At 41.4% G+C, this 16891-nt stretch carries 18 protein-coding genes; 6 read left to right on the forward strand and 12 right to left on the reverse strand.

Features of this window, described 5'->3' with window-relative positions:
* Window positions 1-4 precede the first annotated feature (4 nt).
* Window positions 5-649, reverse strand: coding sequence for a hypothetical protein (locus tag CMAQ_RS08375; protein ID WP_012186671.1), 645 nt, complete (start codon window positions 647-649; stop codon window positions 5-7).
* A gap of 94 nt (window positions 650-743) precedes the next feature.
* Window positions 744-1139 carry a 30S ribosomal protein S8e gene (locus CMAQ_RS08380; protein WP_012186672.1) on the reverse strand — a complete coding sequence of 132 codons (396 nt, stop codon included), beginning with the start codon at window positions 1137-1139 and terminating at the stop codon, window positions 744-746.
* A 154-nt stretch (window positions 1140-1293) separates the two neighbouring features.
* On the opposite strand from CMAQ_RS08380, the gene CMAQ_RS08385 reads away from it, so the two are divergent.
* From CMAQ_RS08385 to CMAQ_RS10460, 3 genes are all read left to right on the forward strand, one after another.
* Complete coding sequence (locus CMAQ_RS08385) at window positions 1294-1563, forward strand: H/ACA ribonucleoprotein complex subunit GAR1 (protein ID WP_156769883.1); 270 nt, start codon at window positions 1294-1296, stop codon at window positions 1561-1563.
* Window positions 1564-1569: 6 nt separating this feature from the next.
* Window positions 1570-2430, forward strand: coding sequence for a TFIIB-type zinc ribbon-containing protein (locus tag CMAQ_RS08390; protein WP_012186674.1), 861 nt, complete (start codon window positions 1570-1572; stop codon window positions 2428-2430).
* A gap of 96 nt (window positions 2431-2526) precedes the next feature.
* On the forward strand, window positions 2527-3438 hold the full coding sequence (locus CMAQ_RS10460; protein ID WP_156769884.1) for a hypothetical protein: 912 nt from the start codon (window positions 2527-2529) through the stop codon (window positions 3436-3438).
* A gap of 5 nt (window positions 3439-3443) precedes the next feature.
* On the opposite strand, the gene CMAQ_RS08400 is transcribed toward CMAQ_RS10460, so the two are convergent.
* The 3 genes from CMAQ_RS08400 to CMAQ_RS08410 form a co-directional block, all read right to left on the reverse strand.
* A complete protein-coding gene (locus CMAQ_RS08400) occupies window positions 3444-3908 on the reverse strand; it encodes an AAA-associated domain-containing protein (protein WP_156769885.1) in 465 nt (154 codons plus the stop codon).
* A gap of 55 nt (window positions 3909-3963) precedes the next feature.
* A complete protein-coding gene (locus CMAQ_RS10465; protein WP_012186677.1) occupies window positions 3964-4518 on the reverse strand; it encodes a helix-turn-helix domain-containing protein in 555 nt (184 codons plus the stop codon).
* A gap of 71 nt (window positions 4519-4589) precedes the next feature.
* On the reverse strand, window positions 4590-6875 hold the full coding sequence (locus CMAQ_RS08410) for a COG1361 S-layer family protein (RefSeq protein WP_012186678.1): 2286 nt from the start codon (window positions 6873-6875) through the stop codon (window positions 4590-4592).
* Between the two features lie 148 nt (window positions 6876-7023).
* Between CMAQ_RS08410 and CMAQ_RS08415 the strand changes: the two genes are divergently transcribed.
* Window positions 7024-7677: a GntR family transcriptional regulator gene (locus CMAQ_RS08415; protein WP_012186679.1), complete on the forward strand. Its 654-nt coding sequence runs from the start codon at window positions 7024-7026 to the stop codon at window positions 7675-7677.
* Here the strand turns inward: CMAQ_RS08415 and CMAQ_RS08420 are convergent.
* Complete coding sequence (locus CMAQ_RS08420; protein WP_012186680.1) at window positions 7646-9631, reverse strand: GH116 family glycosyl hydrolase; 1986 nt, start codon at window positions 9629-9631, stop codon at window positions 7646-7648. The two genes, CMAQ_RS08415 and CMAQ_RS08420, sit on opposite strands and share 32 nt — an antisense overlap.
* Window positions 9632-9711: 80 nt before the next feature.
* Between CMAQ_RS08420 and CMAQ_RS08425 the strand changes: the two genes are divergently transcribed.
* Window positions 9712-10227: a hypothetical protein gene (locus CMAQ_RS08425; RefSeq protein ID WP_012186681.1), complete on the forward strand. Its 516-nt coding sequence runs from the start codon at window positions 9712-9714 to the stop codon at window positions 10225-10227.
* 10 nt (window positions 10228-10237) lie between these two features.
* On the opposite strand, the gene CMAQ_RS08430 is transcribed toward CMAQ_RS08425, so the two are convergent.
* The 6 genes from CMAQ_RS08430 to CMAQ_RS08455 form a co-directional block, all read right to left on the reverse strand.
* Window positions 10238-11851, reverse strand: coding sequence for a bifunctional ADP-dependent NAD(P)H-hydrate dehydratase/NAD(P)H-hydrate epimerase (locus CMAQ_RS08430; protein WP_048063051.1), 1614 nt, complete (start codon window positions 11849-11851; stop codon window positions 10238-10240).
* Window positions 11852-11984: 133 nt separating this feature from the next.
* On the reverse strand, window positions 11985-13433 hold the full coding sequence (locus tag CMAQ_RS08435; protein ID WP_012186683.1) for a hypothetical protein: 1449 nt from the start codon (window positions 13431-13433) through the stop codon (window positions 11985-11987).
* Complete coding sequence (locus tag CMAQ_RS08440) at window positions 13409-14233, reverse strand: hypothetical protein (RefSeq protein ID WP_012186684.1); 825 nt, start codon at window positions 14231-14233, stop codon at window positions 13409-13411. Before CMAQ_RS08440 ends, CMAQ_RS08435 begins: the two co-directional genes overlap by 25 nt.
* On the reverse strand, window positions 14226-14789 hold the full coding sequence (locus CMAQ_RS08445; RefSeq protein WP_012186685.1) for a stage II sporulation protein M: 564 nt from the start codon (window positions 14787-14789) through the stop codon (window positions 14226-14228). The genes CMAQ_RS08440 and CMAQ_RS08445 overlap by 8 nt, the downstream gene beginning before the upstream one ends.
* A 217-nt stretch (window positions 14790-15006) precedes the next feature.
* Window positions 15007-15297 (reverse strand): hypothetical protein, encoded by a 291-nt coding sequence (locus CMAQ_RS08450; RefSeq protein WP_012186686.1) that lies wholly within the window; start codon window positions 15295-15297, stop codon window positions 15007-15009.
* Window positions 15298-15352: 55 nt separating this feature from the next.
* Window positions 15353-15751 (reverse strand): 30S ribosomal protein S11, encoded by a 399-nt coding sequence (locus CMAQ_RS08455; RefSeq protein ID WP_012186687.1) that lies wholly within the window; start codon window positions 15749-15751, stop codon window positions 15353-15355.
* Window positions 15752-15899: 148 nt separating this feature from the next.
* Here CMAQ_RS08455 and CMAQ_RS08460 point away from each other — a divergent pair, with 148 nt between their 5' ends.
* Window positions 15900-16847 carry a thiamine-phosphate kinase gene (locus CMAQ_RS08460; RefSeq protein ID WP_012186688.1) on the forward strand — a complete coding sequence of 316 codons (948 nt, stop codon included), beginning with the start codon at window positions 15900-15902 and terminating at the stop codon, window positions 16845-16847.
* The last annotated feature ends 44 nt before the right edge of the window (window positions 16848-16891 follow it).

A 16891-nucleotide genomic window follows, 5' to 3' on the forward strand; every position in this document is an offset into this window, starting at 1 on the left:
CCTTTTAACTATTCCCTTGGTTACCGAGTAGCTTCATTAATTCACTTATCCTGGCTTTAACACTCGCTAACTCCCTGTTTAACTCCTCATTCTGGTTCTTAAGCCTAATATTCTCCTCCCTAAGCCTATCGTAATCCTCCTTAAGCTTCCTAAGCTCCTCCTCAATCTTACCGCAGGATTCAGGGGCAGTAATTTTATCACTCCTAACCCAGTAAATCACTTGACTACCTTCACGAACCCACTTTAATTCACCTGTTTCTAAATCAAGGTCTAGTTCCGTTATTATTGCGAAGACGTCGCCCTTACCAATATTGTATTGTTTAATGGCTTCATTGAAGAACCAGTCCTTAATATTATTAAACACTTGGTTAAGTGACTTCTTGAATTCACTCTTATTCCTTAATTCATTGAACTTAGCCTCCCCCTCTTCATTACCTAGGCTTGTCCTTAATCCATTTGCCACTGCACCGAAGACTATTCTAAAGAAGTCTGGTCTACCACCTCTACCGTGTTTGCCGAATAATTTCCCAGCCGATGTCTTGCCTGTGGATAACTTTATCTTAATAATTCGTTTACCAGCCTCAGTAACTAATTCAGATGTTACGCTCTCCCTCTCAACCTCCTCTCCCTCCCCCTCCTCGCTCTGCATAATTATTATACGTAAATTTACTTATAAATCTATCTCTAAATATAGACGCATATAGGTCTTCAGTAATGAAGCTTAACTTACTGATGCTGTTAATTCATATTTTAACGGCATTAATCACGCCATCTTGACCTGGACGGGATGTTACAACTGCCCTACCTAACTCAGTTTCTATTATAGTGCCCTTAACTATGATCCCCTTCTTCACGAAGTCACTGTTGGCTGGGGATTCAATGATCCTAAGTATCTTAACAACCTTACTGGTTCCATTACTCTTATCGAAGACGTTTGCGTAGCCGGCTTCACTTAACCTAATCTTAACATTACCTCCAGTGACTCTTTCAATCAGCCTCTTCTCCCTATTACTAAGCCTAGTATTAGTGGGTGGGCCACCTCCAAGTGCCTTCCTCTTAACCCTATACGGCTTAGCCCTGAATCCACCCGTCACCTTCTTACTATCATTACCCTGGTAAAAGGCAGCTAACTTAGCCATTACCAAACCGCCTATGAGGGGCCTTTTAAAGCTTAGCCTCCTTAATCATTCAATACCTTAGATTAAACCACTGATGGTTTTAGTATATCTTTGTGAGTATTTCCTGGCTGATTAATCGATAATCCTTAATAAGGAGTTAATGATGGAAGTATACGTGCCGCTTAGGAGAATCGGGGTCATACTACATGTGGCTAAGGATGGCTTAATGGTTGCCAGGGTTAATTCAAGTAAGGCAGATAGACTTGTGGGTTTGGTGACGATGGATTACTCCATGAGGAGGATAGGTGTTATTAAGGATATAATAGGTCCGGTTAACGCACCCTACGCCTTGATTAAGCCTATTAAGGGTCTGAACGCAACTGATTACGTTGGTAAGCAGGCATATGTTAGGGATATTGATTATGATAAGGTAATGAGAAGGTGAATTAATATGAATAAGTGCCCAGCATGTGGTTCAAGTGAATTCATCTACGACGAGTACAGTGGTACAGTTTACTGTGCTAAGTGCGGTTACGTATTGAGTGAACATGAAATAGATAAGGGGCCTGAGTGGAGGGGGGTTGATAAGAATGGTAAATCTTTATCAAGAGCCAGTCCTGTAAGCGCTTCATCACCTGGATTCAACATGTACGTTAACATAGTTAGTGTTAATAGGCCTAAGTTTAGGATAATACCATCATTATCATTATTCAACTCCAGTGAACGCAATGTAATGATGCTTAGATCCATAGCTAAGCAGGTTATAGCTAATGCTGGTTTACCTGAATCAATACTGGATGAGGTTGTGTTAAACTATAGGTTACTAATGAAAATGAATTACAGGGGTAAGATTAAGGAGACTGCGGTGGCTTTAGTTTACATAGCGTGTAGGAGACGTAACTTACCATGCACCATGAAGGACCTGCTCAGGAACAGTGACGTTGATATTAAGGGCTTCAATAAGGCTTACATGCATATAGCTAATTTAATGAACATTAAGGGTATTTATAATGATGAGCAGTTAATCAACATGACCTTAAGGATAGTTAACATGATTAACATCAATAGTAATATTAAACATAAATTAATGCTACTGATAAGGGATATGATAGATAAGGGTAAGGCAACCAGCTTGTTCAATGGTAAGACGTTTACATCAACAATAGCAGCCATGGTGTATTTATCATTATTAATATATAATGTTAAAATTAGGCAAAGGGAAATAGCCTCAATGGCCGGGGTCACGGATGTAACGATAAGGAATAGGTATAATGAATTACTGAAACGCCTAAACTTCAGGGTAATCATTTAAAAGCACCCTATATTAAGCCTTACCCAGTTAGCCCTACGGATGCATGCATTAACCGCATTAATGCATTCACTGCGTGGAGTCTGTAATGGTGTTTACGTGAATGGTAGGTTACTGAATAGGTATGGTGGCTTTAATGAAGTTGCCGTACAGGTGCTATTGGGTAGGTTAAAGGTATGTAGAGGCTCTAGGAGGGGGTTAGCCTTAGTTAATACTGATGATTCCCCCGTGTTAAGTGATTTAGGGGGTAGTGACGTTAACTGCTTCATTGATTACAGGTGCAGTGAGGTAATTATGCATAATGCTGTAATGCCCGAATACCCACAGTTCGTAATTGATGTATCACATTGGAGGAGGCATACTGAGGGGGAGTTAAGGAGCCTAATAATACAGTTGATTCAGGCGCTTAGGGAGGTGAGGAGGTATTTATGGGATGGTAACCTCACAGTAACGGGTATTGACAGCGACTTCATGGAACTGCTACGTAAATTCACCGGTAACATTAACACAGCTGTAAGATTCCTGGGAAGTATACCACCCAGTTACTTAAAGTCGGCTGTGATGCTTGACCCTTATGGTGACGTTGAGTTAACCGAAGGAGTCATTAAGTCAATTAATGTTTTCATAATTGGTGGCATAAGTGATAGTGAAGTGATTAGGAAGGGTGAAACCCTTGAATTATATAGGGATTTAGGGTTAAGTGAGTTCAACATACCTAGGGTTAGGTTAACCTTGAGGGGAGTGTTAACTGGTGTTCCTGAGAGGATTAATAAACTGGTGTCAATACTATTAATGGTTAAGTGTAGTGGCTATAATCTTGAGGATGCCATAATAGCTAATCAATCTAAGGCCGATAAGATTAACAGGCTTAATAGGGAGTTAAGCATGTTGAGGATTATTGATTCAAACACCGTCAGTAACTTATTGACTTGGCTTGGGTTAACGCCGTGGGATAATAAGGTTGCATCAGTATTAAGGAGACGTGGATTACTTCACGGTGACTCCTTTTAATAATTCTACGTTACTATGTACTCATTTCCCCTCTTCTTTATTAAACCAGCATAAGCCCCCCATTCTGATAATAGTATTGTTAATAAATCCCTTATTCCAGGTGCCTTGAATTCACTATAACCCTTATTAACCAGGGCCATTATCAGTTTCTCCAATGGAAATGGTTCATCCTTACCTATCTCTATTGCTGTCTTAAATGGTTCAATATTGGATATTAATTCACGCAGCATCCTTCTTCGTTCAGGTATTTTCGAGTTTAGGAATTTAATGCCAAGTTCAGTAACAACCACGTCACCATTAATCACCTTTAGGAATCCTAGGTATATTGCTGCATTTAAATTAGGTATAATATCATCTAGGTCAGCATCCATGTGCTGGGCCACTGCGTAAATATCAGCCTTACCTCCAAAATCATTAAGTATAGTGTCTATTAACCCTATTACATCTGTTAACCTCGAGTCTAGCGGCATTACCAGGCTTCTTTGCCCCATAAGTTATCTAACAGTTTAACTGCACTGGCTTTATTTATGAACCTTTCGCAGAAATAAACATAGACCTTCCCCCCTCTTTACTCCTAATAATATCCACCCACACGTTATCCTTAACGAAACTTGGTAAGTTTAAATCACGTTGACCATCATTAGGTTTATCATACCCATTACTGCAACTTAATGTATTAATACTGGTGATGAGTTTCTTTAAGTCCATTATGGCGTTAATTAATTGAGCATAATCATCCTTAATCAGCTTAATCTCCCTCATTAATGAATTAAGGGTCTCACCCACATTATTTAACTCCAGGTAACTTGCCGATGGTGGTTGATTAATACTTACCGTGAAGCTTAGGTTAATTGACGCCACGCCAAGCGGCTGCTGCATATTATTGTTACTAGGCTCAGTGGATTCCTGCGGCTTCTCGACTACACTTACGTTATCCCTTGAGTAAGCCCTGTACTTTGATAATGCCTTATACACTGTGTTTATTGATATACCTAGTCTTTGAGCTATCTCCCTAGGCTTCAAACCCTGTCTATAATACAAATCCCCCACAGCTAACTCAGTCTTAGTTAACTTACCCATGGTTATACACCTATAGGTATGATTCAGAGTAATAATAATTTATTGTTTAAAAAACATGGAATACCCTTATATTATCTACTTGAGCCACGGCTCCTCGCTAATAATGCCAATAGAACTATAATCAGTATTAGCACTACGTAGAATAGTATTGAGGAAACCTTATTGGGTATTAGCAGGCTAATGAACTGCTGGGATAGTGATGGGTTAACGTGGATTGTGAACTCATCGTTCTGAACCATTGGTATTAATGAACCTGTCTGATTCCACAGCAATGTTAACGTAACCTTATAATCCCCTGGATTAATACCATTCTGGACATCAACCATGAAGACTACCTGCTTCTCCTGCCCCGGCTTCAAGTCACCTATGAATAATGTACCGGCCGTTAATGCGCTAAGCGGATTACTACTGCTTACGTGTGGTTCAATAACTCCTTGTCCATTTAAAATAACTTCAACATTCTTAGCGGTTACGTTACCATCATTAGTAATAGTTATGTAAAGTGGTACATCACTATCACCTACACTTAAGTCACTGGTTGCATTAATCACAAGGAGATTAGCCTTGGGTTTAATAACCAGCGGTATGGTGTAGGTCTTGTTGAAGCCTGTTCCATTAATTATAAGCGTTAAGTTGGCTTGAACAGTACTATATATGTTGTTGGCAGTGGATAAAACGAAGTTAACGGGTACTGGTTCACCAATGGGTAAGTTACCGATGTTAACAATGCCATTCGATGGATTAACAACATTAATGTACTTATCACCAATCAACGTAATCTTCACATTCCTAGCCACGGCAGTACCCGAGTTACCTAAGTATATTGTTAGGAGTAATTCAGGGTAACCTGGGAATAAGTTAGGTGGATTAGTGTAGTAGGATTCAACTACAACATCCGGAACCCCGGTGACTACAATGGGGATCCTCCTGATTGTTAATGAACCACCACTGTAGGTTAACGTTAAATTAGCGTAATAGGTTCCAGCCTTAACATTAGTCACATTAACCATGAAGGTTACGTAAACCGGTACACCAATAGGTAGGTCACCGATTGTTGCATTACTGGTTAACGCCACGAATCCCACCGGTAGCGATACGTTGGCTTTAACATTAATAGCTGGGGCTGTACCGGAGTTAACTATAATGAATGTTAATGGTACAGCACCGTAACCTGGACCAACAGTAATGGGGCTACTTGGTGAACCCCATACAGTACCCTCACTTATTAGTCTTGGCTCCCCTGAAACCACAATGGGAACCCTTAGCCTTGATTCAAGCCCATTATTATACGTTAATGTTAAGTTAGCGTAGTAGGTGCCTGGACTTACATTGGATACGTTAACAATGAACACTGCGTAAACCGGCACACCCACAGGTGCACCACCTATTGTCGTGAAGTTTACTAACGGTTTGAAACCGCTTGGTAATGATATTGTGGCATTAATGTTAACTGCATTAGCTGTACCGGAATTAACTATGGTTACGAATAATGGGACAACACCATAACCAGGACCCACTGCAATGGGGTTACTTGGTGAACCCCAGCCTGCTCCCTCAACGGTCAGTCTCGGTTCACCTATAATTGGTATATTAACTGTAATTACCTGTGTTGCATTGGAGAAGTAGTTTAGGATTACTTCACCATTAATTACGCCGACTGGGGCATTATTAGTTACATTAACCAGGAAGACTGCGTAAACTGGTGTTCCAGGGGGTATGTAGCCTATGTAGCTTTTATTAATTACCGGTACTAGACCATTACCTAGTATTATTGTTGCTGATGCATTGGAAGCCATGACGTTACCCGTGTTAATTATTGGTATAACCAAGGGCAGGACACCTATACCCGGTGTGGCCTCAATGGGATTGTTAATTGAACCCCATGTTGGTAAGCCTGGGTTAAACTTAACGTAACCTAACACCGGTATGGTTACATTGAAGGTACTGCTTGCGTTTCGCGGCATGATAATGATGCTCCCATTCATCACCACCTTGGTTAACTCAACGTAAGTTACGTTAACCTTAAGTTCATAAACACCGTTACTGGCGTTTGGGTTAATGTTAATTAACTCAGTTATGTTTATTCTTGAACCAGGTGGTAGCACTGGTATTGTTACCTTGTATGAACTATTGAAGTAATTATATGGTCCAAAGGGGAAGGTGAAGATTGGTTTAATGGTTACATTGAATAATGTACCCTCACCATTATTAATAATTGATAATACTAATGGTACAGCGTTCTGGCCTGGTGCAGCAAGCGCACCTACCTGACCAGTAACCACTAGTGCATTGGCTACATTGGTTAGTAGTATGAGTGCGGCCGCCGTTAACGTAACTATGATTAGCTTACCCTTCATAGGAGACTCCGATATCGGATGCATTTAAAAAACTTTTCTAATGTTTAAATGAGCACTGAATTCGGTTTATGGGCTTGAATCTAAGGGATAAGTCACCTTAATTTGAAATATAAACTTATAAACACCTGCATAGTGTACCGATGCGTATATGGAGTCTAAGCTACTGGTTAATAGGGTATACGAAGAATTACTTAACGCCATAATCCAGGGTAGGTTTAGGCCTGGGGAGGCCTTGAGGGAGGATAGAATCGCCTCAATGCTTGGAGCCAGTAGAACACCTGTTAGGGAGGCTTTAGCCAGACTTGAGAGGGAGGGGTTTGTGGTTAAGGATGGGAGAAGTTACATAGTTACCCCAATAACTAAGGATGATGTTGTGCAGCTTTATGAGGAGAGAATACCGCTTGAGGCCATGGCAGCTAGGTTAGCGGCGATTAGGGCTACTGATAGTCAATTAATTAGGATGAGTAATGCAATTGATATGATTAAGGCTGAGGTTATGCAACCCAACCCTAATCCAGTTAAGTTAGCTGAATTAAACGGTGAATTCCATGAGCTTGTGGCTGAGGCAAGCGGTAACAAGTTCATTGCAACTACGCTTAAGCAGATTAGGCTTAAACTCAAGATAGTTAGGGTTAACATATTCACAAGTTACAGTAGAAGGCTTGAGGAGGCTAAGGAACATGGGGATGTTTATGAGGCAATAAAGTCAAGGAACCCTGAAGCAGCCTTCGTGAAGATGCTTAACCATGAGCAGAATGTCCTAGAATACGTTAAGAGTAGTGTTCTACCTTACTACTTCTAAGGGCTAAGTATAGTATGTATGGGGAGGCGCTACCTATGTAGTGGTCTAAGCCCACGTTCCTGCCCTCGATGGCGTCTATTCTTGAGCTTTGATTCCAAGGCTCTAACCTTGATATAGTATCCCACTCCTTCTTAGCAATCTCAAGACCCTCATTAACCATACCCCTAAGCACCATGTGGGCAGTCACAACGAAGCTTACCCTAGGCCAGCAGGACCTCATTTGCCCTGATGAAGTATCAATCTCCCCACTTGGCTTAACTGAATTGGGGAGACAGTGGGGTGATGACTTGTGGTTAAGCTCGTATATTGACCTTAAGGCTACCTTAATCTTATCCTCATCAACCACCGGTGGTAGTTTAAGGAAATCGCACCAGAATTGCCCAAGGAGTTGACTATTCATGCATGACTCATTACTATTGCCACTTGATTTCCATGCCATGAAGTAGCGGCCATTCCACAGTGAATTCAACGTCTCCCTGCCTTTACTTAAACATGACTCATAACGGTCACTGAGCCTTACACCAAGTACCTCAGCCGACTTAATAAATGCTTGAAGTGAGCATAGGAATAGGGAGGCTATGTATGAGGATGCCCCATACATGTTTGTTCCATCATAGGAATTATCAAACCCACCCCTTGAGTCAGGTATGCAGTCACCGTCATAATCCCTACTGATGAGCCAGTCAATAACCTCACGCATCTTATCAATATTCCTCCTTAAAACCTCAACATTACCCGTTAGGAGATAATCCCTATAAATCATTAGAATCCAAGTACTCCCTAAATCATTCCACGGATATAAGTATGAGGCACCGTATATTGGATCCTCAATACTCTCCTCCCCAAGATCATGAGGAACCTCACCATTATGTATGTAGAATCCCAGTAATTCATCCATTTTAACAGTTAAGTCGGGGAAAAGGTCAAGTAGGGCGAAGGATAATCCATCCCAGGTCATTGACCCTATGGTACTCATTAATGGTGCTATTGATAATGATTCATAAACAGCTAATCTACCGTCCTTAGTTAACCACGTTGATGAAGTCAACACGTATAGGCTATTTAATACAGCATCCCTTAACCAACCATCAGCATCAATATTAAGGGGACTTAATGAACCGGTATTCTCTAAGGCGTATTCAGCCACCTCAACTGCTGAGTTGAAGAAATTCTCGTAGTAGTGGCCGTATGGGTAATGGTATGGTCTTGAATTAAAAAACCAGGTAATGAAGAATAACGCCTCATCATCAACCCTCCTCCACACTATCCCTGCAATCTCCTCCCTGGCATATGGCCTTATGGAGTACCTACCCTCATCAGCTACTTCACTGAGTTTACTGAATATTGAGATATCCTCAGTCATACCACCCCTAGTGGGTACCCAGTATGAGTAGCCGGAGTATGTGTGGCATTTTTCACAACCTATGAAGACTTCGCCGTAAGCTGGGTCACTTTGCAGTGACCTTAGATTCCTGAATAATACACCATTAACCTTACCTGTTATGGAGTAGTTGACGCGACCCCACCTCCTACTACCCACTATGTTTGGGAATGAGAATGCAATAGTGCCATTTCCCTTAACTCTAATTATTATTAATGGTAATGATGAGTCCTTAAGATTACCCTTAACAATGGGTGTATAGAACTCGATCTCCTTAATCGGTAAATTACTGAACCTGTACTTGATTCTAGGATACTGGGCATCAACCTCAATGGTGTCAACATGCTTATACTGCGGCTTAACCTCAATATTCTTACCTGGGTTGGTTTGAAGGAAGAGTGGTTCCTCATTAAGTAGTACTACGTGGAATCCCCTAACCACCTTAAGTGGGTTTAACCAATTATTCATTATAGTCACATTGCCTATTGTGAGATCTGGGAAGAATTCTATTGCACCAGCACCAATTCCACCTAGGGGTAATCCACTGTTGAAACTCCTACCGCTCACTATCATTAAACACCCTTCCGGATACTGAATTTTATGCATTATTATTTGAATAAGGAATTTAAGACTGTTACTAAGCCAAGCAAACTATGCTACTGCCATTCTACAGGATTAAGAAGGACCTTTGGATTGAAGCATACCTAATAGGTAGGGTTGATGCATTAGCTAAGGTTGGTTTAATTAAGTCATTTAAAACAAGCGGCGTGGATAATGGTGAATTAAAACCCATACCCTATCAGGAGATTAAGAGCATAATAAGTAATGACATTAAGTGGATTAATGACACCATAAGTGACCTTGAGAATGGTTTAAAGTTCAGGTTCAGGGATTACGTATTAATCCCAGTGTATAATCCAGGTCAATATATGGCTAAGGTTAACTTAAGCCTAATGGACATAGTGACGCTGAGGGTTACTAGGAGGATATATGAGAATTTACTTAAGGTAATGCCTAAGGAACCACTGGGTGTTGGCTGGTTCAATGTAGCGGTGGAAAATGACACTGTTTTCATTGATGGTGTGTACGATGAAGCCTTAACCAACACTTACACTAATAATGAAAGCTTAAGGAGGGCGTTGATGGAGCTTTTATCAGGGAATCATTAATAATTGCTTATTATTCACCTTTAATTAACTGGTGCTTAATCAAGTATTCTCTTAAGGGCTTATGTAAAGCCTCCTCAATTATCCCCTTAGTGTTTATGAATATTGAGAACGCCTTAGGTATCCTATTTACCACATCCATTGGGGTTAAGTGGTAGCCTAACTCTAACGCAGCCAAGTCACCTGCAACACCTGTTATGAATGCTGCTATGGCTGCAGCCTCAAGGGGGTCATTAACCCTATGAAGCATTGTTGCTAAAACCCCTGTTAATACGTCTCCCGTCCCACCAACTGTCATACCTGGATTACCACTCATGTTTAATTTAATCCTTGAACCATCACTAATAACATCAGTATTACCCTTAAGGAGTATTACACTACCTGGGCAGCATTTCGAAACCTGCTCCTTAAGCCACTGCCCGGTTTCAATTGGATTAAGCTTAGGTACATCAATACCCAGTAACTCCCTTAACTCCCCGGCATGTGGAGTAAGCACCACGCCTGGCTTAAGTAGGTTAAGTTTCTTCCCGATTCCAATGGCCTTTATCGCATCAGCATCAATAACAATCCTCTTACCCAACTTAACCGCGGTCTCAAGTATAATGTAGACTGCCTCCATTGTCGTCTTCTCAAGTCCTAGCCCAGGACCTATGGCTACCACATTAGCCCTCTCAATACCTCTAAGTACTGGTCCAACATTATCCTTACTTAAAACCTCACCCTCAAGTGGCACTGCTATTAGGTTTGGTGTCTGTGATCTAATGTCGTGTGCAACATCATGAGGCGCGTAGACTATTGGTAAGTCAGCCCCCGTTATTAATGATGCTAAAGCCGTTAAAGCTATGGCGCCCGTGTAATCCCTTGAACCCCCTATTATGGCTATCCTACCGAAATCACCCTTCTTGGAATCAAGCCTCCTGGCGTATGTTAAGTAATTCAAGTCACCGGGCCCTACTATTAACTCGGCCTCCTTCGGGATACCTATGTCGACTACCACCAGTTCACCAACATACGGCTTAGCCTTATCGGCAATAAGCCCACGCTTAGCCTTATGCATGGTTACGGTTAAGTCAGCCTTAACAGCCTTATCCGCAACATCACCGGTATCGGGATCTAGACCTGAGGGTATGTCAACCGCAACCTTAGGTGCCTTAGACATGTTTATTAAGTCTATTGCAGCCGAGGCAGGTTGCCTAATCCTACCCTTAACACCAATGCCTAGGATTGCGTCAATAATTACGTCGGCCCATTTAATGAAGTAATCCTGGTAGGAGAGCAGCTCCAACTCATCCCTAGCCTCCATTACCCTGCAACCCAGTAGGTTTAGGCATATCTTAAGATTAGTGGCGGCAGGCTCCTCCCTCATGTCACTTACCCTACCCAGTAGTATGATAACCACGTCCTTACCCCAATTGTAAAGGTATCTGCCGGCAACAATACCATCCCCACCATTGTTACCTAACCCAGCCACAACAAGCACCTTACCTGCGTTCGGCCACCTTGAGGAGACTATTTGAGCAACACCCCTACCGGCATTCTCCATTAGTATTCTACTGTCAATACCCAGGTACGCAGTGTTAGCATCCAGAACCCTCATTTCTAATACTGATATTGCTTCACTACTCATGTTAATTAAGCCCACAGGCTAGGTATATTACAGTATCGCATCAACACTGATTAACCACACCCCTAGGGATTGGGTCCTTTATCGTATTCTTAATTACTCCCCCAAACCCCAATTAAAGTATGTTAAAGCATGATTAAGCCTGCATTATTAATGCCCTATTAAGCATAACCCATATGCCTAACACCACTGCACCAGTAACTATTACCGCTATACCCGGGTTAATTACAGGGGGTTGCCTCACTATTAGTATTGTATAGGCATTATTAGTAATCATGAGTGCGAGGGATGCTATGATACTCATTATTATTAGTATTAAGGCCGTGAAGAGGCCTATGATGCGTCTTACGTAATTAACATTAGTTAAGTAAAGTAGTGATGAAAGAATTGGCGCCACAGTCCAAGTAATCATCCTCGTCATTGAAATCAACCCCAGTAGACCAGCTAATGTAAGTCCCATCGCCACTATGGCAATGACTATGAAACCCACGTAAACAGCATTAATACCCCTGAAGTATGCCTTAGCGTACTCGGCGTAATTATTCTCAACGCCAGGTAATTCCCCTGAGAATGATGTTAAGGTTAAGTTAACTATCATTGGTTTAGTTAAGTTAATGCTAATGCTTGAGAATTCACCACCCTCATAAGTGGTTAATACGTATGAACCGCAGGGTAGGGTTAAGTTTAATGCCTCCCTAACATTGAGGATTATTGATTCCCCTTGATTACCCGACACCACCACGTTTGAACCCTGGGGGGCGTTTATAGTAAGCCTGCATGCGTTGGAACTAGGTGGTGTTATTGGTTTCAGTAACGGCTTCACAGTGATGTTAAGGTCCTTAGGCACCTCACCCACTGGTACTGGGGTTTCATTAATGACTGTGTATATTATGTAGTAGTTTAATGGTAGGTTAATTTCATTGACCCCGGGCTTTAATGAACCATAGTTAACTAGGTAACTTAACCCTAGGTAACTGTACTGAATACTAACACTCCTATTAAGCTTATTCACCACGGTTACGTTAATACCATGCTTAATGAACCATAGTGCCCTCCCCCAGTATTCATTAGGTATGAGTATCATTGATACTAAACCGTAGCCGGTATTCGATAATGACTCTGTTAAGTTCATGCTGCATATTAAGTATGGTTCATTACCCTTAATAATGATTAACACTGGTATGGTGACTTGCCTAATGTAGCTTGTTAATAAATGAAGCCCAGGCTTAATACCCACCATTGAGCCTGCATAGCAGACTGACCCAGTGATATTACTGAGACCTAGTATCATAACCACATGCCTATAGTCAAGTAACGCCAAGGCGGTCACCACTGGAATATTCCTAACCCCTAATTGACTTAGGGCGTATGAAACACTTAAGGGCACTATACCGGTGAATGGCATTAAGGAGCCCCTCCCGGTTATTGCATGCATACTGAATGGGATGCCCACTAGTGTTAACCCTGCATAGGTTAATGATACCAGTAGTGTTAGACCGTATGTTAATAATCCAGTTAGTAATGCCGCTGAGACTACATGACCTACCACCCTCTTAAGCATTAGTACCATGAGCTTCTTCTCCATGAAATCACCAGTATCATTAACATTGGTAGTAGAATTATTATTAATGGCTCCATTAACACCGTGATTGGGCTACTGAGATTAATACTAATAAACTTCTCCATACTTAACACATGCTTAATTAAAACATACTCAGCAATCACTATGATTACGTATAATACCGCAGTGAGCAGTGGGGTGTAGGCTATTGCTGCAACTGCCTCATCACCAATCATTAACCTAAGCCTCTTAAAGGCATCGGTTAGGTAATTGAGGTAATTCAATGATATGTAGAATGATGATAAGGTAATAATTACTGAGAACACCACGTAAATTAACCATGTGTAGTTGGTTAATTCACTGAATAACCTAGCCGTGAAGTAGGCTGAGGGATTTTGAGGTATAATTAAGATCCCGTTACTGGTATTGCTTGAATTAGTGAACTTAATTATTATTGGGTAACCATATGGGTAATCCCTAATTAAGGTACAATTCAATAACTGTGCCGCCTGTGCCCTTAAATTACCTGTTAATTCAATGAATGTGATGCATTCATTATCTTTAACATGGAATCCATATATGCTGGCGTAGGCTGTGTTAATTATGTAAAACGAAACCTTAACGCCATTCAAGGTAATTACCCCGTAATCCACCGAGACCTTTACTAAACCACCATTGTATTGTTGATTATAGGCTACGGCGTAGTGGGCTATTAATATTGATATTAAGGCTATTGAGGATGCGATTGAGAAGAGTAAGTACCTTAAAGTGAATTCCCTTAAACCCGCATGAATGGCCTTAAGCTTAAGCCTAGTATTACGCATGAATAACCGCGCCCATGATTGTTAACTCCAGGTACTCTACGTAGGCAGCTATGAAAAGTATTAACACTGATAGAAGTAGTCTAAGCACCCAGTTTATTAGGGTCGTGTTTAAGGGCCTCCGCTTAATCACGTTCACTGAGGCGTCAACTGAATTGTAGGCTGATAATGAGTATGAGAATAACTCCAGTAATCCATGAGGTAGTATTGCTGATGAAACGTAGGCTAAAATAAGGTATAGTACGCTAACACCAATACTACTGACTACAATATAGCCAAGTGCAATGCCTGTGAATCCGATTAAAATAACATACATTATTGGACCTATGAACGGTATGTTCATGATTAAGTTAAGGCTTAGGTTATGTGTAAATATCACCATGTATGATGGATGCTGTGCAAGGCTTTCAAGCTCCTGTAACTCACTCTTACTCAGTACTTGAATACCTCTTAACGACATAAAGTAACCAGTAACCTCACCCACTGCTAAAATCAGGAACGTGGTTAAGTAGTAGATAAACACTCTTCTAGTTAAAAGACGCTGAATCCTCAGTTCCATAGATTACTCTCAGTTTCAGGGTTTTTGTTTCTTTCCATGGCATAATGATGATTAAAGGCCAGTGAACCTAGGTAGAAAAACTAATGTGAATTGCCTTGCCTTAGAGGATTAGTTTTCACTTGTTTTGCTGATTCGCATCAATTCCATTCCACCCCTCACAGGAGGAACACTTAAAACTCATAACCTCACTATAAGGAGCAGGGGATTCAGTTAAGTTTTATAATCTACTTATCCTGTACAGCATGTATAAACCCACTAGGCTTAGTAACGTTGATGCTAATAGTGGTAGGGCAATATGGTAATCAGTGTTACGTATTGTCCACCAATAGTAGTATGATGATAGAAGTATCATGCTTTGAACCAGGAATAGGAACGCCGCTGAAATCAGTAGTTTACCAATAGGTGTGAAACCAGTATCTAAGTACTCCCTCAGAATAAATGCCACTAGGATTGTTTGAATCACTACCAGTATTATGTTAATTATCCATAATAAGTCATTCACATTCATACGGCAAGAAGTGGTTAGAGTAAATATATAAAGATTTTTCAACCTTTAAACCTAATTACACCCTCCTACCCCTCCTACCTCCAGGTGGCCTAATGGTATCATGGGGTATTGGGGTAACATCCTCAATCCTGCCAATTATCATGCCTGCCCTAGCCAATGCCCTAATAGCCGCAACAGCACCCGGTCCTGGAACCTTAAGCCCATACCCACCGGGGCCCCTAACCTTAACGTGAACGGCATTAATGCCTCTTGCCATGGCTATTTGAGCCGCCTTGTAGGCAGCCATCATGGCTGCGTATGGGCTTGGTTTATCCCTATCAGCCTTAACAACCTGCCCACCACTAACCCTAGCCACAGTCTCACTCCCTGTTAAATCAGTTATAATTATCATTGTGTTGTTAGAGCTTGCGTAAATGTAAGCAATACCCCACCTAAGCTTCCTCAACTGTTGCACAACCTGCTGAGGCGTAGCCTGAACCTGGGTTGCTTGCTGAGACTGCTGAACCTGCTGTGTGGCTTCCTGCTCATTAGATGATGCTTCAGTGGACACAATAACCGCATTCCCTAAGTGTTTATAAAGATATTTTCCACAAGCCACCGTGATGCTTAGGGAGCTTGGTGAAGATAAGTTAATTAACATAATGCAGTCGCTGATCGAGTTAAAGTACCCTAATGCTGATAATGACGTATCATACGTTGAGTTACCTAACGTGGGTTTACTTACCCTTAAAATCGATGGTGGCTCATTATCAAGAACTAAGACAGACTTCATGACCTACTATGACGTAGGCTGGAGAATGACCATTGGCGCAGCCTCAGATCTACTTGTTAAATTCGCTAAACCAATAGCACTAGTCACGTCACTAACACTCAGGGGAGATCATACTGAATCTGAGTTGGAGGAGTTGATTAAGGGTATTAATGATGCGGCTAAGGCTATTGGCGCCAGTTACATTGGCGGTGACTTAAATGAGGGTGATGATGATGTATTAGACGTTGCGTTAATTGGAATCGCAGGTAAACCCATAGGTAGGGTGCCTCGGTTAGGTGACGTATTAGTTACAATACCTGAATTCGGCTTCACCGGGTTAATCTTTAAACTCTGGTACAGTGGCTTACTTAGTAATTACATTAATGACTCGATTGTGGTTAAGGGAATTGAATTAACCAGGAGACCAAAGCCCTGGATACCTAGTGGTGAATTAGGCAATAGGATTAATTGCGTTAATGCATCAATGGATTCAAGTGATGGATTAGGGAGGGTATTGTATGAAATGGGTAAGGGTGTTAGGATTAGGGTTTACTCACTACCAGTTAATAAGGATGTGGAATCAACCTGCCGTAGATATGGATTAAGCGTAGAGGAGGTGGTTTTTAATGGTGGTGAGGAGTACTTACCCGTATTAGCGGTAAAGCCTGAATGCCTAGATTACTTTAAGGCGTTAGGCTTCGTGGATTTCGCTAAGGTTGAGGAGGGTAATGGGGTGTATTTGGATTCAAGGGAACTTAAACATAGGGGGTGGGTTTACTTCACTAAGCCCAATTACTAATGCTCCCTTAAGCATTGAGTTAAGGAAAATTTAAATAAGAATTA

The sequence above is a fragment of the Caldivirga maquilingensis IC-167 genome (genome assembly GCF_000018305.1).
GTDB classification, from domain to species: Archaea; Thermoproteota; Thermoprotei; order Thermoproteales; family Thermocladiaceae; genus Caldivirga; species Caldivirga maquilingensis.